Consider the following 17,297-nt stretch of genomic DNA (forward strand, 5'->3'; position numbering starts at 1 on the left):
GTTCTATCTGGCCCAACGGTGACCATACCATCCCCTCATCGAAATGCAAATGACGACGTTTCGACCCACAACACATGCTGGCTCATCGATAGGGGATGGGAAATGAGTAACGCGCAACTACGCTCGAACTGCCTGAGCTTTGTCGAGCTCCTGGCACAGGCTATCGCCTTGATCTCGCCCACCATGACGGCGGCGCTGATTATTCCCGTCATGTATGGCAACACCGGAGAGTGGAGCTGGCTTTCATACGCCCTCGGAACGCTGATGCTGCTGTTCGTCTCGTTCAATCTGAACCAGTTTGCAAAGCGCTCGACCTCGTCGGGCTCGATGTATAGCTACATCTGTCGCGGCCTCGGCCTCACGTCCGGCGGCCTGGGAGGCTGGTCGCTCATCTGGGCCTACCTCGGGATCGCGATGGCCGGCATTACCGGATTCTCGATTTTTGCCGGCAAGCTGCTCGAGATGGTCGGGCTCAGCGTGCCGCCAGTCGTCCTCTTTGCGAACTGCGCCGGCCTTGCGTTTTTTCTCGCATGGAAGAACGTCCAGCTCTCGGCGATGCTGATGCTCGTGCTCGAAGGCGTTTCGATGCTCCTGATACTGGTCCTGTCGCTCATCGTGCTTTCGGAGCACCACTTCGCAATCGACACCGCACAGTTCGACGTATCGAAACTTCCCTGGTCCAGTGTTGGCCTGGGCGTCGTGGTCGCCATCTTCAGCCTCGTCGGCTTCGAGTGCGCCACGGCCTTCGGTGATGAAGCCAAAAATCCGCTGCGCAATATTCCACGCGCAGTCATCTGGAGCCTGATCATCTCCGGTGCGTTCTTCGTCTTCGTGACCTACGCGATGATCATCGGGACGCGTGGATACCATCAGGCGCTCGACCAGATCGACGCGCCGCTCAACGTCATGGCGCAACTGGCTCACGTGGGGCTTCTGCAGATTCCGCTCTCCGTGGGCGCCATGTTCAGCTTCTTCGCCCTGTGTCTGTCGTGTATCAACGCCGGGTCGCGCGTCATCTTCGCGATGGGTCGCCACGGCATCTTCCACGGAGCCATCGCAGACACGCACCACAAGAACGCGACTCCGCATGTCGCCGTTTCGATCATGGCGGCAATCGCGTTCGCGGTGCCGACCGTCCTCGTGCTTGCCCACCAGGCGGCACTCGATATCTTCAACTGGGCGGGAACCATGGCGGCCTTCGGCTTCCTCGTCCCGTATGTCCTCATCACGTTGAGCGCCCCGTTCTATCTCAAGAAGCTGGGTGAGCTCAGAACGCGCGACTGGGTGCTGTGCGCATGCTCCCTCGTCCTTCTGTTGATTCCGGCTGTCGGTTCTGTCTATCCGGTGCCGCCGGCGCCAATCAAGTATTTCCCGTACGCATACCTGGCGTACCTCGTGATTGGAGGCCTGTGGCTGAGCTCCCTGCACAAGCGCAAGCCCGACGTGTCGACGTCGATTCGCGCCGAACTCGAACGCACGCACGCCCAGTTCCAGCTCGGGGAGCAATGACGATGCGGGCCACCTTGCATTCGAGCCAGTGGCTCTCACGCGACGTGCGGGAGGTCATCCTGAGCCCGCACGAAAGCCTGAGCTATCGGCCAGGGCAGTACGTCTCGATCGCTCGCACGGATCGAGAGCCACGGTGCTACTCCATGGCTCGGGCGCCGTCTGGCGACAACCGCATTGCGTTGCACGTGCGCCGTTGGCCGGGCGGCTCGTTCTCGGACGTCGTGATGAACGAGTCGCGCACAGGTGACGAATTCGACATCACCGGACCGCTCGGCACATTTGCTTTTCCCGACGGAGTCGGGCCAGTCGTCATGCTCGCAACCGGAACCGGCGTCGCGCCTTTTCTGGCGATGCTCGAATCCGCGCTTCCTGCGAATGCCTCGCGCCCGATCACCCTGTATTGGGGAGGCCGCGGAAACGAAGATCTCTATGCGCAGGATGCGATCGGCGACTGGATGGCCCGGTTTCAGCGGTTCCGCTTCGTTCCGGTGCTGTCAGGGCGCGGTGACGGGTACGTACAGGATGTCGCCGCACAGGAGATGGCGGACCCTGCGAACACGCATGTTCTGGCTTGCGGCAACACCCGGATGACTGACGATGCATTCGCAAGGCTCGTCGCTGAGGCAGCAAGCCCGGTTGCCAGCTTCGCATCGGACGCATTCACGCCCGCCACCTATGAAAGCGGCGCAAGCGCGGCCGCAGCATTAGGACCGGATTCCAGCGCGCAAAGCGTGGTCCGCATGCATTGCGGCGGACAGTGTCTTCAGGCTCGGGCCGGAGAGACCGTGCTTCGAACGCTCAAAGCGGCGGGCCTACCCGTCATGTCAGTTTGCGGTGGAAAGGCGTCGTGCGGTACTTGCCTCGTAGAGCTGGACGCAGCGTGGTCAGAACGAGTGCCGCCCTGTTCGCGAACGGAACGCAGTCTTCTTTCTTGTCTGCCGGATGCAGGGCCATTGAGCCGGCTCAGTTGTCAGATTCGAGTCACCCAGGAACTTGACGGATTGGCGCTCCGTCTGCCGTCGAACAACCCCACAATCAAGGAGCTTTCTGTATGAGCGCAGTACTCGAACAGGTTCAACTGGAGCAGGTCGGTGCCGAATTTGCAGAGGAACCGATGCTGATGGTTCGGCAAAAGACCCGGACCATCATTCATGCGATCGCGGCTCGCTGCAAGCCGGGGATGGTCGAAGAGGATGCAGTGGAAATCGCGAAGGACATCCTTGCGGCAAACAAGATGCTTCGCGGCTGGCACGATGTCTACGTCCGGTTCGGTTCGAACACCACGAAGACGTTCGGCGCGGACTCCGATCCGGGCGTTGTCCTGAAAGAAAACGACATCATGTTCGTGGATATCGGGCCGGTGTTCGAGAAGTGGGAAGGCGACGGCGGCGATACCTTCGTGTTCGGTAGCGACACCGACATGGCTCGATGCGCCGATGACGCTCGCAAGCTCTTCCATATCGTCCGAAAGAAATGGTTGGCGGACGGCAGCACTGGCAAGGTCCTGTACGAGTTTGCTGTCGAGCAGGCACAAGCTCTCGGTTGGGAGTTGAACATGGACCTGTCGGGTCATCGAGTGTCCGACTTCCCCCACGCCGCGGTCTACGAAGGACCCATGGCAGACGTCGACTTCTGCCCGTCGAGACTGCTGTGGGTGCTGGAGATTCACATCCGGCATCCGAAGCTGAACTACGGCGCCTTCTTCGAGGACATGCTGCTCGAGGACCCGTACTTCGCATAAGCGCCCAGCCCGCGTAGACGCGCTCAGGCGTTGATCTGAGAGGGCCCGCAGCCACCCGGTGGCTGCGGGCCGATCCCTTTTCCAGTCGCTGATCTTTCCTCGCTCGATATGTCTGAACGTTCTGTTTCTCTGCAACGAGTGGTCGCTGTGCGGCACGTGCATTTCGAGGATCTCGGTACGCTCGAAGTCGTTCTCAAAGAACGAGGTGTCGAGATGACGTACGTTGACGCCGGTCTGGACGACTTCTCGACAATGACGTTCGATGACGCGGACGTGCTCGTCGTACTCGGTGGCCCTATCGGTGTGTACGAGGAAGAGGCGTATCCGTGGCTCGTCACACTGAAGTCGATGCTCGCAAAGCGCATCGCCGCGAGGTTGCCGACGCTTGGTATCTGCCTGGGCGCCCAGATGATCGCGTCTGCGCTAGGGGCGAAAGTCTACGCGGGAGGGATCCGTGAGTTGGGGTGGGGAAAGATCACCCTTTCAAACGAGGGGATGAGTACGCCGCTTCGCTTTCTCACTTCGAATGACTGTCGCGTTCTTCACTGGCATGGAGACACGTTCGACCTCCCCGAGGAAGCGGCGTTGCTCGCCTCGAGCGAGGCCTATCCCCGTCAGGCATTCAGCATTGGACCCAACGTGCTGGGGCTCCAGTTTCACCCGGAGGTCCGCGTACACGGATTTGACCGCTGGCTGATTGGGCACGCCCTCGAAATCGGCTCAACGCCCGGACAGAGCGTGAGCCGCCTAAGGACAGGCGCCGAACACTATGGTCGCACGCTCGAGTTGCAGGCGCGAGCTCTGTTCGGCGAATGGCTCAACGGATTGGAATGAAGACGTTGTTGCTGTACGTCGCCGGGGGGCGATGAATCCGTCGCGGTCGGTCTACGCAAACGCGAAAACTACGCCACACCGACTCACCCCGCCACCCTCGCCTTCACAATCCTCCCTCGCTGCAGGACATATTCGATCCGCTCGCCCTCGCCGGCCACGACGCCGATATCGTCAAGCGGATTCCCATCTAGCACGACCACATCGGCAATGGCGCCCGCTGCGATCACGCCCAACTCGCCCTTCATGTTCACGATATCCGCGGCCACGCTCGTAGCCGAACGCAGCGCCTCCAGATTGCCGAGCACTTCCGCGCGAATGCGGAACTCACCAGTCTGGAACTCATGCATCTCGCCGAGCAGGTCGGAGCCGAAGCCCATCTGAACGCCAGCGTTCGCGTAGATTTCCAGCGATTCGCGCCCCTTCTGCTGCACGGAAGCGACCTTCGCCACCGAATCCGGCGGCATTCCGAACTGCGCGCCGTGTGTGGCCAGCGCGTCGTAAGTCACGAGTGTCGGCACCACGAAAGCGCCGAACTCGCGCATGACCTGAGCAGCCGCTTCGTCCACGAGATTACCGTGCTCGATCGTACGCACGCCGCAGCGCACCGCCCGTGCGATCGCACGGCCCGTGTACGCGTGCGCCATCACATACGTGTTCGCCGCTTCGGCCTCTGCCACGATCGCGCGAATTTCATCTTCGGAGTACTGCGTATTGTTGATGGGGTCCGTAGGCGAAGCCACGCCGCCAGACGCCATGATCTTGATCTGCGTTGCGCCCTTCTGGATCTCCTCGCGCACGGCGAGACGCACGGCATCCACGCCATCCACCACGCGCGCAATCGCGCCTGTACGGAAGCAGCACGAACACGGTTCGAGCAAGTCGCCGCGCGGACGGAAATCGCCGTGACCGCCCGTTTGCGAAAGCGCCTTGCCCGAGGGGAAAATGCGCGGCCCGCGCACGAGGCCTGTTTCCACGGCCTGCATCAGGCTCCAGTCGGCGCCGCCTGCGTCGCGCACGCTCGTGAAGCCACGCGAGAGCATGGCGTCGAGAATCGGCAGCGAGCGGATGGCCGCGAGAATATTGGGCTGCATGGCGTTCGCGCCAAGATTCGCGTTCGAGGCGAGCACGTGCACGTGGCAGTCGATAAAGCCCGGCATAACCGTCTTGCCGCGCACGTTTACCACGTTGGCATTCGGCAGGTCGATGGGGCGATCGGTCACCTCCACAATGCGCTCGTTCTCGATCACGACATGATGGTGTTCGAGCAGCACGCCGCGTTCGAGATCGAGTACGTTGCCGCCTTTGAGAACAGTGATTGTCATTTTACGGATTCCTTATAGAGTCGTTCAGTTCGCGCGCCGCATGTCCTTCACGAAGCAGGTGCCAACCAGACTGATTGCGGCCGCAACGATCACATAGATCGCGGGCGCCATGTTGCTGCCCGTGCGCGCAATGAGCCACGTGATCAGGAACGGCGCGAAGCCGCCGAAGATCGTGACCGCGAAGTTGTAGGCCACCGAAAGACCTGTGGAGAGCACCTTGGTCGGGAACAGCTCCGAGAAGGCCGCGAGAATCGGCCCGGTGTAGGCGGCGATCAGCACGCCGAACACAGCCTGGAACACAATGAGCGACGCGAAGCTGGGGGCGCGGTTGATCCACGCGAACATGGGCCACGCCAGCAGGAGAATCAGGAACGCAGCGCCGCTCAGGAACACGCGGCGGCCCCATGCATCCGCCAGCTTGCCCACAACAGGCGAGCCGCACATGATCATCAGGCCGCCCACCATGCCCGCGGAGAACCCGATCGACTGCGGCAGATGCAGCGTGCGCACCGAATAGGTCGGCATGTAGAACAGCAGCACGTAGGTGCAGACCGTCCAGAGGATGACCATGGAGAAGCTCGCGAAGGTCTCGCGCGGGTAGCGCTCGAACACTTCCTTGAGCGGCGAGTTGTCTTTCGCCTGCGCTTCCACGGCGCTGAACGCGGGCGTCTCGTCGATATGGCTGCGGATGTAGTAGCCCACCGGGCCGACGAGAATGCCGATCAAAAACGGCAGCCGCCAGCCCCAGCTATGCAGCGATTGCGCGTCGAGCGACGAGGTGACGAAGGTGCCGGTTGCCGCGCCCAGCAGCACCGCGAAGCCGATGCTCGACTGGATCCAGCTCGAATAGTAGGCGCGCTTGCCCGGCGGCGCGTACTCGGTCAGGAACGCGGTGGCACCGCCCATCTCGCCGCCCGCGGAGAATCCCTGCAGCAGGCGCGCGAGCACGATCAGCAGCGGCGCAGCAATGCCGACCTGCTCGTAAGTGGGCGCGAGCCCGATGAGCGCGGTGCCGAAGGCCATCAACAGAATGGTGAGCGAGAGCGCCGCCTTTCGGCCCACCTTGTCGGCGTAGATGCCGAGCACGATGCCGCCCACGGGCCGCATGAAAAAGCCCACGCCGAAGGTCGCCACCGTGAGGAGGACCGAGGTCAGCTCGTTGCCGGTCGGAAAGAACAGCTTCGCGATGATCACAGCAAAGAAGCTGTACACCGTGAAGTCGAACCATTCGAGGCCGTTGCCCAATACCGTCGCGATGATCGCGCGGCGGCGCTGCTGCGCGGTGGTCGCGACAGCGTCATGCGCGACGCGAGGTGAAAGCGTTCCTTGCATGGTCTCTTCCTTGTCAGATTAATCGTAGCTGCGCGCCAACGACTTCGCGCCCGGAGCCCCCAACATGCTCCCCATGCTAATGACAGCCCGATTAATTTCTGAAACGAAAGATTCGCATGCATGCATGCGCTGAGCGCATGCCAGGCGCCTGAACGGCGCTTAGTCCATCACCCCGCTGTTTGTATCTCCGCCTGCTCGAACAGCCAGCGCGTGAACAAACGCGCCGCCTGGTTCTGCACGCGGTCGTTCGGCGAGATCACGTAATACCCGCCGCCGTGGCTTGCCGAACTCTCGCCCACGCGCACGAGCAAACCGTCGTCCATGCACGCGTCGATCATGTAGCGCCAGCCGAGCGCCACGCCCTGGCCGAGTATCGCCAGCTGCACGAGCTGCGGATAGTGATTGATCGTGATGCCCTGCGGCGTCTTCGGCATCGTTACGCCGTTCAGGTCGAACCATTCGGGCCACGACATCCATTGTCGCTGGCCGTCTTCGAGCAGCAGCAGCGTTTCACTCGCCAGATCGGCGGGCGCGAGCGCGCGGCCCGCGAGATAGCCTGGCGAGCAAACGGGAAACACCTCTTCGTTGAAGAGCCGGCGCACGGTGAAATGGGCAGGCGCCTGCTGGCGCACGTAATAAACGCCAACGTCGAACTCGGCGGGCGACATCGAAGCGAGCCCGTCGCGCACGATCAAGCGCAGCTTGATGTTGGGATACGCCTCGCGAAACGCCGGCAGGCGCGGCGTAAGCCACAGCACCGCCACGCCCGACGAGCACGCAATGGTCAGTTCGAGATCGCCATAGTGCTTCATCACATCGAAGGTGGCTTCGGCGCATTGCGTGAGGAGCCGTTGCACCTGCGCCGCATATTGCTCGCCCGCTATCGTGAGGCGCAGCGATCGATGCTCGCGCACGAACAGCGAGCGGCCGAGGAATTCTTCGAGCTGCTGGATCTGGCGGCTGATCGCGCTTTGCGTGAGGTGCAGTTCGGCGGCGGCGCGCGTAAAACTGGCGTGACGCACGGCGGCTTCGAACGCGACGAGGCAGGGCAACGGAGGCAGAGGCGTGATGCGCATGGAATGACTCGAGCGGGTCGTGGCAGGGAGATGTTGCCATACATCCCGCAGCGGCTGCCCCGAAACAGAAACTGCGCAAGCACCAGCTTGCGCGTGCCTGCCGCGAAAAAAACTTACTATTGCGTTGAATCTCTGTGCAACCAGGGGGCGAAGATGAGTTCTGCCGAGAGTGCAGGAACAGGCGCGGGCGCGGCGCAATGGCATGCCATGCCTGCCGACGAGATCGAGCGCCAGCTCAACGTGAATCCGTCGCAAGGGCTCGATACGACCGATGCGGCGCAACGCCTCGGCACGTATGGGCCGAACGTGCTGCCCCAGGGCAAGAAAAGCGGCCCCTTCATGCGCCTGCTTGCCCAGTTCAACAACGTGCTCATCTACGTGCTGCTCGCGGCCGGCTTCATCAAGCTGATGCTGAGCCTGTGGCTCGACGCTTCCATCATCTTCGCGGTGGTCATCCTCAACTCGCTGCTGGGCTTCCTGCAGGAGGGGCGCGCCGAGAAGGCGCTCGACTCGATCCGCAACATGCTCTCCGCGGAAGCGCGCGTGCTGCGCGCCGGCGAGGTGCGCCTGATTCCCGCCGACGAGGTGGTGCCCGGCGACATCGTGCTGCTGGAATCGGGCGACAAGATCCCCGCGGACATTCGTCTCGTGGAAGCGAGGAATCTGCGCACGGAAGAGGCGGCGCTCACGGGCGAGTCCGTGCCCGCGGAGAAGAACACCGGCGCAGTGCCGGCGCAGGCCACCGTCGGCGACCGCGAAAACATGGCCTTTTCCGGCACGATGGTGCTCTCGGGCCGCGCAACCGGCATCGTCGTGGCAACGGGCAGCCAGACGGAGCTTGGCCGCATCAACCAGATGCTCGCCGAAGTCAGCGCGCTGGAAACGCCGCTGCTACGCCAGATCAAGAAGTTTGGATACGTCATCACCATCGCCATCGGCATCATCAGCGTGCTGCTCTTCGCATGGGGTCACTGGCTCGGCCACATGACCTTCATTCAGTTGTTCCAGGCGGTGGTGGGCATTGCGGTCTCAGTGATCCCCGAGGGCCTGCCCGCGCTCATCACCATTACGCTCGCCATCGGCGTGCAGCGTATGGCGAAGCGCAACGCCATCATCCGCCGCCTGCCCGCTGTCGAAACGCTCGGCTCCGTCTCGCGCATCTGCTCGGACAAGACCGGCACGCTGACCCTCATGGAGATGATGGTGACCTCCGTCGTCACGGCGGATGCGCCCTATGAAGTCACCGGCGACGGCTACGCCCCCGAAGGCGAGGTGCGCGCGAATGGCAAGGCGCTCGGCGCCGCCGCGCCGGAGGTTCTGACGCTCATGGGTCGCGTATCCATTCTGTGCAACGACGCCGGGCTCTTCGAGGAAGATGGCAAATGGAAGGTGGAAGGCGACCCGACCGAGGGCGCGCTCTATCCGTTCGCCGGCAAGCTCGGCATGGACCGCGGCGCGGAAGGCGCCGCCGCGCCGCGCATCGACGGCATTCCCTTCGAGTCCGAGCACAAGTTCATGGCGACACTGAACCGCTCGGCGCAAGGCGAGATGCTGCTCGTCAAGGGCGCGCCGGAAGTGATCATCGAGCATTGCGACCGCCAGCAAACGGCAAGCGGCCCCGCGCCGCTCGACCGTGAGCGCTTCGCTCGCGAGGGCGAGCGGCTCGCCTCGCAGGGCGAACGCGTCCTGGCGCTCGCGTGGCTGCCCGATCCCGGCCTCGAAGTGGGCAACCTCGGCCCACAGGACCTGCCGAAGACGCTCGTGCTGCTCGGTCTCGTCGGCCTCATGGACCCGCCGCGCAAGGAGGCGATCGAGGCCGTGCGCGAATGCCACGGCGGCGGCATCCGCGTGACCATGATCACTGGAGACCACAAGGTCACGGCCGCCGCGATCGCGGGCATGCTCGGCATCGGCGACGGCAAGACTTCCGTGGCCGGCACCGAGATCGAGGCGATGAACGACGCCGCACTGCAGGAATGCGTGCGCGACGTGGATGTGTTCGCGCGCGCGAGCCCCGAGCACAAGCTGCGGCTCGTGAAGGCGATCCAGGCCAACCGCCAGGTGGTGGCGATGACGGGCGACGGCGTGAACGATGCACCCGCGCTAAAGAAAGCCGACATCGGCGTGGCAATGGGCATCAAGGGTACGGAGGTGACGAAGGAAGCGGCGGGCATGATCCTCGCCGACGACAACTTCGCCTCGATCTCCGCAGCGGTGAAGGAAGGGCGCACGGTCTACAACAACATCGAAAAGGCGATGCTTTTCATGCTGCCCACGAATATCGCCCAGGGCGCCGTGATCGCCATCGCGATCCTGTTCGGCTTCGCGCTGCCGATCACCGCGCCGCAAGTGCTGTGGGTGAACATGGTCACGTCCGTCGCGCTCGGTCTCGTCATTTCCTTCGAACCTCACGAAGTCGACGTGATGCAGCGCCCGCCGCGCTCGATCGACCGGCCTATCGTCACACCATTCGGCGTGTGGCGCATTCTGTTTGTCGGCGCCACGCTCGTGCTCTATACGCTCGCGGCATTCTTCTGGATGAAGTCGCAGGGCGCGACTGACTTCATGGCGCGCACGGCCGCCGTCAACGCCATTACGATGGGCCAGGTCTTCTATCTGCTCAACAGCCGCTCGCTGATCAATTCGGCGCTATCGGTGCGCGCACACACGGGCAACCCGTATCTCTGGTACGGCATTGGCGCTGTCGTCGTGCTGCAGATTCTGTTCACCTATACGTTGCCCTTTCATGCCGTATTCGAAACCGAGCCGCTTCCGCTCTCGACCTGGCTCTGGCTCGTGGCGGGCGCGATCCTGTTCTTCCTCGTGGTGGAGATCGAAAAGCTCGTCATTCGCTCGATACCGGCGCTGAAGCGGACAGTGGCCCCGCAACAGCGCGGCGGGGCCACAACGCAGTACCATGACGCGTAGAATCGTTTCGTCCCGTCTCATGAGCGAGGGCCCAATGCCATGCTGCCTGGCGCGTACCTGAACCTGGTTGAGGTGACCGGATTGCTGGTGGGCGGGCTCGCCCTGTTCCTGTTCGGGCTGGACCTCATGACGGGAGCGCTAAAAACGCTTGCCGGCGCGCGCCTGCAGTCGCTGCTGGGTTCGCTCACTGCCAACAAGTTTCGCGGCGTGCTCGCGGGCGCGGGCATCACGGCGCTGCTCAATTCGTCGACCATCACCACGGTGTTGCTGGTGGGCTTTGTTTCCGCGCGGCTCATGACGCTGCGGCAGGCCATACCGATGATCATGGGCGCCAACATCGGCTCGACGCTCACCGCGCAGATCATCGCGTTCAATATCTCAGCGCTCACGCCGTTCATGCTCGGGGGCGGCTTCCTGCTCTATGGTTTTGCGAAACGCGAAACGCTGCGCGAGTTGGGCGGCGCGCTGCTTGGCCTCGGCCTGCTCTTTCTCGGCATCGAGATGATGGGTAACGCCACCCGGCCGCTGCGCGACTACCAGCCGTTCATCGACGCGATGCAGAACATGCGCAATCCGCTGATCGGCGTCGTGATCGGCGCGGTGTTCACGGCCGTCGTGCAAAGCTCGGCGGCCACGCTTGCGATCGTGATCGCGCTCGGCAGCCAGGGGCTGATTCCGCTCGAATCGGGCATTGCGCTGATACTCGGCGCGAATGTCGGCACCTGTGGCACCGCGCTGCTCGCCTCGATTGGCAAATCGGCGGAGGCGGCGCAGGTCGGTATCGTTCACCTGCTCTTCAACGTGATGGGTGTGCTGTTCTTCGTGTTCGCGATTCCACAGTTCGCCGATTTCGTGCGCATGATTTCACCCAGCTCGCCCGAGCTGACCGGCGCTGCGCGCCTCGCGGCGGAAACGCCTCGTCAGGCCGCCAATGCGCACACGGTGTTCAGCGTGTTCAGCACCTTCGTGTTGATCTGGTTCACCGGGCCCATTGCGAAGCTCGCCGAACGCCTGGCCCCTTCGCGGCGCGAAGGGTGGCAAGACCCCGGCGTGCCGCGCTACCTCGACGAAACGCTGGTCGAAATGCCGGCGCTCGCGATTGCCCGTGTGCAGCTCGAACTCGCTTCGCTCGGCAAGCTCGTGCAGATTCTGGTCGAGCATAGCGCGAGGCTCGTGGTCGAAAGCTCTACGCAGGCGCTTTCCGCCGTGACGAACGAAGACAAGGCGGCGGACTCGCTCAGCACCGCCATTCTCACGTATATCGGCAAGCTCTCGGACGCCGTGCAAAGCGACGACGAAGGCCGGCAACTGGTGGATCTCGCGCGTATCGCGACCTGCCTCGACGCTATCCGCGAAGTGGCCACCACGAGCATGCTCGCGCTGAGCCAAAGGCGTGCCGCGCAAAGTGCGGACTTGACCGTGCTAACGAACAACGCCGAGCTGTTGCAATTCGCCAGGTCGGTGATCGAGCGATTCACGCTTGCCGTGGAGATGATCGCGCACCCGGAGGCCGACATCGTGGCGGGCATCGTCAACGCTAAGGCCGAAATCGAAGCGCAGTCCGATTCGGCGCGGCAACACGTCATGTCTGCGCTGCAACTGCGCAACGAGGGCGCGGCGTTCATTTTCCGCTTCGCCAACGACGTGATCGAGCAGCTCAACGAGGTGGCACGGCTCTCCCGCGCCATCGCCAAGGCCACGCGGTGGCTGCACGATGTGAAGGTGCTGGAGCCTCAGGCTGCTGAGGGCGTGGCGGAGGCCGAGGCTGAAACCCAGGCGTGAAGCCTGGGCACGCGCGTGGTCTTCAACGCGTAGCGCCCGAGGTCAGGGCATGCGGATCGCTCGTGGGCACCGCTTCGAGAAAGCCGCGGCCCATCTCCGCTTCGAATCTCGAGGCGCTCCCCTCCCAGATAATGCGCGCGTGCTCCAGCACATAGACGCGATCCGCATGCGGCAGGGCGAAGCGAACGTTCTGCTCACCTAACAGTACGGTAATGGGCGTGGACTGCTGCAGCGCATCCAGCGCTTTCGAAAGCTGCTCGAGGATCACGGGCGCGAGCCCGAGCGTCGGCTCGTCGAGTATCAGCAGCTTGGGCTGGGGCATGAGCGCACGCGCGATGGCCAGCATTTGCTGCTCGCCGCCCGAGAGCGTGCGCGCGGTTTGGCCCTGGCGCGACTTGAGGATGGGAAAGAGGTCGAAGAGCCAGGTGAGCTGCTTTTTGCGCACTTCGTCCGAAAGATGATAACCGCCGAGTTCGAGGTTTTCGCGCACCGTCATGTCGCCAAACAGTTCGCGCGTTTCCGGGCATTGCACGAGGCCCGCGCGCGACACGGCCGCTCCGCTCATGCCGTTCAGGTCGCGCCCGTCGAAGCGGATCGTCCCCTTGTACGGCAGGAGCCCCGAAAGCGCATTGAAGAGCGTCGTCTTGCCCGCGCCGTTCAGGCCAACCACCGAGACGAACTCGCCTTCGCGAACGTGGAGACTCACGCCGTCGAGCGCGCATGCCTTGCCGTACAGCACGCGCACGTCGGAGACTTCCAGGATCGAGCGCTTCGCCTCGCCCGCGAAGCTCGCCCGCTGACGCAATTCCAGCTTGCCGCCCAGATACACGCGGCGCACCGTTTCGTTTTGCATCACTTCTTCGGCGGTGCCTTCGGCAACGTGCTCGCCCAGGTACATGGCGAGCACGCGGTCAGCCAGCGCCGAGAGACTCTTCACATTGTGATCGACCAGCAGCACTGCGCGGCCTTCCGCGCGAAAGCCGCGTATCAGCTCCGAGAAGGCCTCCGATTCCGCAACCGTTAGTCCTGCGAACGGCTCGTCGACGAGCACGACCTGCGGGTCGCGCGCAATCGCTTTCGCCATTTCCATACGCCGCAGGTCCGCGAAAGGCAGCGTAGCGGGATGACGATGCATGACACCGGCGAGACCCACACGCGCGGCGATTTCCTGGGCACGCTGATGTACGTGTGGCTCGGCCGCAAGCTTCACGAGCGAGTCAGGCAGCAGCGCAAGCTTGATATGCTCCAGCACCGTTTGCCGATGCAGCGGCCGCGAATGCTGAAACACGATGCCCACGCCCGCGCGCGCGATGCGGTGCGGCGCCCAGCCGGCCATCTCCACGCCGTTCACCTTGACCGAGCCCGCGTTGGGCCGCTCGATGCCCATGATGAGCTTCATCACGGTCGACTTGCCGGACCCGTTGGGTCCGATCAGGCCGAGGATCTCGCCAGGCCGGATGTCGAAGCCGATGTCCTTCACCGCGACGAGACCGCCGAAGCGCTTGGTGAGCCCGCGTACGCAGAGCAGCGGCGTGTCGTTCATTGGCGTTCCCTCGCACGCAGCAGGTTGCCGAGCAAGCCGTCCGGAAAGAACAGCAGCGCCGCGAGCGCCACGGCCGCGACGACGAACGTATTGAGCTGGCCGAGCGGGCGCAGGAACTCGCCGGCCACGATCAGGAAGATCGATCCGAGCACGGCGCCGAGTATCGTGCGCCTCCCGCCGAGCACGGCCGCGATGATGATCTGCACGCCTACGCTCAAATCCACCACCGTGCTCACGGAAGCCGTGCCCTGGTAGAACACGAGCATCGCGCCCGCCACGCCCGAAAACACGGCGCTGATGCAAAAGGCCACGAGCTTGTGCCGCGTGACGTTGAAGCCCAGCGCCTGCGCGCCGGTGGCGTCCTGGCCGCTAGCCTGCAAAATGAGGCCGATTGCCGAGCGCGAGAGGCCGAACAGCAGGATCGCGCATACCACCAGAAACGCGAGCGCGATCCAGTAGTTGTGGTTCGCATCGACGGACATCACATCGGGCACCATCATGCCGATCTCGCCGCCCGTCACGCCCGCGAAAATCACAATGGCGTTCTGTAGCAGCAGCACCGCCACGAGCGTGACGAGACCAAAGTACGGACCGCGCAGCCGCAGCGCGGGCACCGCGAGCAGCAGCCCGCCCACCAGCGCGACGAGGCCGCCCGCGATCACGCAAACGGGAATCGGCAGGCCCCAATGGGCATCGATGATCGCCGCGGAATAAGCGCCGAGGCCGATCAGGAACGTGGGGCCGAAATTGACCTCGCCGGCAAAGCCGAACAGCAGGTCCCACGACATCGCGAACACACCGAAGTAATACGCGACCGTGAGCACGCCGAGGATATAGCCCGACATCCACCAGGGCAGCGTGGCCGCCGCGACGGCGAGCAACACTGCCACCCATACCCCACGCGAACGAAGAAGACCGGACATGTCGATACGCTCCCTTCGCTCGGTTAGCGGCGGCCCAGGAAGCCCTGGGGCCGCACATACACGACGAGCACCAGCAGTAGCAGCGCGGGCAGCGGCCGCAGCGTCGGCGCGACGAGATACGCGGTGACGGTCTCCAGGTAGCCAACGACATACGCGGCCATCAACGACCCGGAAACGCTACCAAGTCCGCCGAGCACGACGATGGAGAATGCGCTAGCCGTGAGCTGCCCGGCGTTGTTCGTGCTCACGCCAAGGAACGACGCGAGCAGCACGCCCGCAATGCCGGCCAGCACGCCGTAAATGGTCCACGCCAGCAGATAGATGCGCGAGAGTTCGAAGCCAAGCAGCGTGAGGCCGCGCGGATTCATCGAGGCGGCGAGCAGCGCTTTGCCTGCGCGCGTGCGATTCACGAACAGCCACAAGAGGCCGATTACGGCCCAGCAGACCACGGCGATCATGATCTCGTTGAACGGCACGCGCACGCTGCCAATCATCGCCACGCCGCTGATGAGCGGGCGCATCGTCACGGGATTGTCGGTGAAGAGCCAGGCCATGCCCTGCTGGATCATGATGCCCCACAGCAGCGTGCCGGTGAGCACGAAGATTTCCTTCTCTTCGTTGGGAATGGCAGCGGAACGCTGGATAGGCCGCACCACCATCAGGTAGGTGACATAAGCCGCGAGGAGCCCGGCGACCACGCCGAGCAACGTGCCGAGGTAGGTGCCGAGGCCGGCTTCGCCCGCGAGCATCCAGCCCATCAGCGCCGCGACTAGCATCACGCCGCCGTGCGCGAGATTCAATATGCCGGAGACGCCGAAAATCAGCGTGAAGCCGATGGCGCCCAGCGCGTAGAGCGAGCTGATGGCGAAGCCGTCGATGAGAATCTGCAAGAGCAGCATGCGCGGCCTTTCATGTGGATGGGTGGGTCGCCAGATGCGCCGTGCGGCCCATCGTCAAACGAAGGGCCGCACGGCGCGACGCACTGCGAACAGGGCCTAGTTCGCGCTAGCCTGCTGGACCTTGATGAAGGTCGGGAACTTGACCTTGCCATTCGCGACGGACTTCGGCCAGATCGCGATCTGCTTGCCGTCCTGCCATTGCAGGTTGATCCCGGTGATATAGCCCGGACCGTACTTGAGCGCGTGCGTGAACTGATCGTTCTTGCCGTAGAACTGCCAGCGTCCGATCGTGCCCACGTAGTCCGTTTTCTCTAGCGCGGCGACCATCTGGTCCGGATCGGTCGAGCCCTTGTTGCGCTTGATCGCGTCCGCAATGATGTACACGAGGTCATACGTCGAGAAGCCGCAATACGCGGGCGATACGCCGAACTTCTTCTGATACGCATCCGCGAAGGGCACCGTCTTCGGCGTGATCGCCACGCCCGGCGCGGCAGCGGAAGCCGTGATCACGCCTTCGGTTGCACCGTTCGTGTCCTTCCAGAAGCTCGTGGTCGTAGCCTGCGAGCTTTGTCCCGACATCGGGATCGGCACCTGCTGATCGTGCCATTGCACGGTCGGCTGCACGCCCACGTGGCTGATGCCCGTGGTGATCGTATCGGGGTGCTTCGCCTCGATCTGGTTGAAAATTGGTGTGAAGTCCGAAGTATCCGGATTGAAGCGGATGTGATCGAGCACCTGGAGGCCGGCCTTGGGCAGGCATTCCATGAAGCGTTCGTCGAGCGGCTTGGTCCAGGCTGCGTCCTCGCTCATCACGACCGTCGACTTCATCTTGAACTGGCCGACGAGAATATCGTGTGAAAAATCGCAGATCGACTGCGCAATGAACGCCGACGTCATCCAGCCGTGGAACGTGTACTTGTAGTGGTCGTAGTCGTCGTGGACGTGTTTCGAAATGTCGTTGCTCGCTGCGCCCGGCGTAACAAAGGGCATTTTCAGGCGCGCCGACCAGGGCTCCATGGCGAGCGCCACTTCGCTGATATAGCTGCCGATCACGGCGACCACCTTGTCCTGGGTCGCGGCTCGCTGGAACGCGCGCACGCCGTCCGAGGCCGACGAATGGTCGTCATACGCGACGATCTGAATAGGGCGGCCATCCACGCCGCCGCTCGCGTTGATCTCGTCCGCGGCGAGCTGCGCCGCCTTGCTGATCGAAGCGCCCGCCACTGCGGACTCCTCACTGATCACGCCGATCTTGATCGGGTCGCCCGCGGCATGCGCGCCGGCCGCGAGCCCGAGCCCTGCTGCCACCATACCCGTCGCCGCTGCGCGATGAAAGTTTCGCCACACGCCTTTACTGGACATCATGCATCTCCGATTCGCCAGGATCGTTGAGGAACATCTGCCCGCT

The 17,297-nt window shown here is 63.5% G+C and carries 13 protein-coding genes; 6 read left to right on the forward strand and 7 right to left on the reverse strand.

Features of this window, described 5'->3' with window-relative positions; genetic code table 11:
- The first annotated feature begins 102 nt into the window (after positions 1–102).
- The 4 genes from VSR72_RS27280 (at position 103) to VSR72_RS27295 (ending at position 4,084) form a co-directional block, all read left to right on the forward strand.
- Positions 103–1,509: an APC family permease gene (locus tag VSR72_RS27280; RefSeq protein ID WP_342955460.1), complete on the forward strand. Its 1,407-nt coding sequence runs from the start codon at positions 103–105 to the stop codon at positions 1,507–1,509.
- Positions 1,510–1,511: 2 nt separating this feature from the next.
- Complete coding sequence (locus tag VSR72_RS27285) at positions 1,512–2,564, forward strand: flavin reductase family protein (RefSeq protein WP_342955461.1); 1,053 nt, start codon at positions 1,512–1,514, stop codon at positions 2,562–2,564.
- The gene (locus VSR72_RS27290) at positions 2,561–3,250 is read left to right on the forward strand and encodes a M24 family metallopeptidase (RefSeq protein ID WP_342955462.1); all 690 of its coding nucleotides are present in this window, start codon (positions 2,561–2,563) and stop codon (positions 3,248–3,250) included. Before VSR72_RS27285 ends, VSR72_RS27290 begins: the two co-directional genes overlap by 4 nt.
- Before the next feature lie 108 nt (positions 3,251–3,358).
- Complete coding sequence (locus tag VSR72_RS27295; protein ID WP_342955463.1) at positions 3,359–4,084, forward strand: glutamine amidotransferase; 726 nt, start codon at positions 3,359–3,361, stop codon at positions 4,082–4,084.
- An 83-nt stretch (positions 4,085–4,167) separates the two neighbouring features.
- On the opposite strand, the gene VSR72_RS27300 is transcribed toward VSR72_RS27295, so the two are convergent.
- The 3 genes from VSR72_RS27300 to VSR72_RS27310 form a co-directional block, all read right to left on the reverse strand.
- A complete protein-coding gene (locus VSR72_RS27300) occupies positions 4,168–5,406 on the reverse strand; it encodes an amidohydrolase family protein (protein ID WP_342955464.1) in 1,239 nt (412 codons plus the stop codon).
- 24 nt (positions 5,407–5,430) lie between these two features.
- Positions 5,431–6,738 carry an MFS transporter gene (locus VSR72_RS27305; protein WP_342955465.1) on the reverse strand — a complete coding sequence of 436 codons (1,308 nt, stop codon included), beginning with the start codon at positions 6,736–6,738 and terminating at the stop codon, positions 5,431–5,433.
- Positions 6,739–6,905: 167 nt separating this feature from the next.
- Positions 6,906–7,814, reverse strand: coding sequence for a LysR substrate-binding domain-containing protein (locus tag VSR72_RS27310; RefSeq protein ID WP_342955466.1), 909 nt, complete (start codon positions 7,812–7,814; stop codon positions 6,906–6,908).
- Between the two features lie 153 nt (positions 7,815–7,967).
- Here VSR72_RS27310 and VSR72_RS27315 point away from each other — a divergent pair, with 153 nt between their 5' ends.
- Complete coding sequence (locus tag VSR72_RS27315; RefSeq protein WP_342955467.1) at positions 7,968–10,742, forward strand: HAD-IC family P-type ATPase; 2,775 nt, start codon at positions 7,968–7,970, stop codon at positions 10,740–10,742.
- A gap of 39 nt (positions 10,743–10,781) precedes the next feature.
- On the forward strand, positions 10,782–12,524 hold the full coding sequence (locus VSR72_RS27320; protein ID WP_342955468.1) for a Na/Pi cotransporter family protein: 1,743 nt from the start codon (positions 10,782–10,784) through the stop codon (positions 12,522–12,524).
- A 22-nt stretch (positions 12,525–12,546) separates the two neighbouring features.
- Here the strand turns inward: VSR72_RS27320 and VSR72_RS27325 are convergent, their stop codons facing one another.
- From VSR72_RS27325 to VSR72_RS27340, 4 genes are all read right to left on the reverse strand, one after another.
- Entirely contained in the window at positions 12,547–14,067 is a 1,521-nt protein-coding gene (locus VSR72_RS27325; RefSeq protein ID WP_342955469.1) for an ATP-binding cassette domain-containing protein, read from the reverse strand.
- Positions 14,064–14,990, reverse strand: coding sequence for a branched-chain amino acid ABC transporter permease (locus VSR72_RS27330; protein ID WP_321960358.1), 927 nt, complete (start codon positions 14,988–14,990; stop codon positions 14,064–14,066). The genes VSR72_RS27325 and VSR72_RS27330 overlap by 4 nt, the downstream gene beginning before the upstream one ends.
- A gap of 23 nt (positions 14,991–15,013) precedes the next feature.
- The gene (locus tag VSR72_RS27335) at positions 15,014–15,889 is read right to left on the reverse strand and encodes a branched-chain amino acid ABC transporter permease (protein ID WP_342955470.1); all 876 of its coding nucleotides are present in this window, start codon (positions 15,887–15,889) and stop codon (positions 15,014–15,016) included.
- 96 nt (positions 15,890–15,985) lie between these two features.
- Positions 15,986–17,251, reverse strand: coding sequence for an ABC transporter substrate-binding protein (locus VSR72_RS27340; protein WP_342955491.1), 1,266 nt, complete (start codon positions 17,249–17,251; stop codon positions 15,986–15,988).
- Positions 17,252–17,297 lie beyond the last annotated feature (46 nt).

Origin of the sequence: Paraburkholderia sp. JHI869 (assembly GCF_038900775.1) — a bacterium.
Classification (GTDB): Bacteria; Pseudomonadota; Gammaproteobacteria; order Burkholderiales; family Burkholderiaceae; genus Paraburkholderia.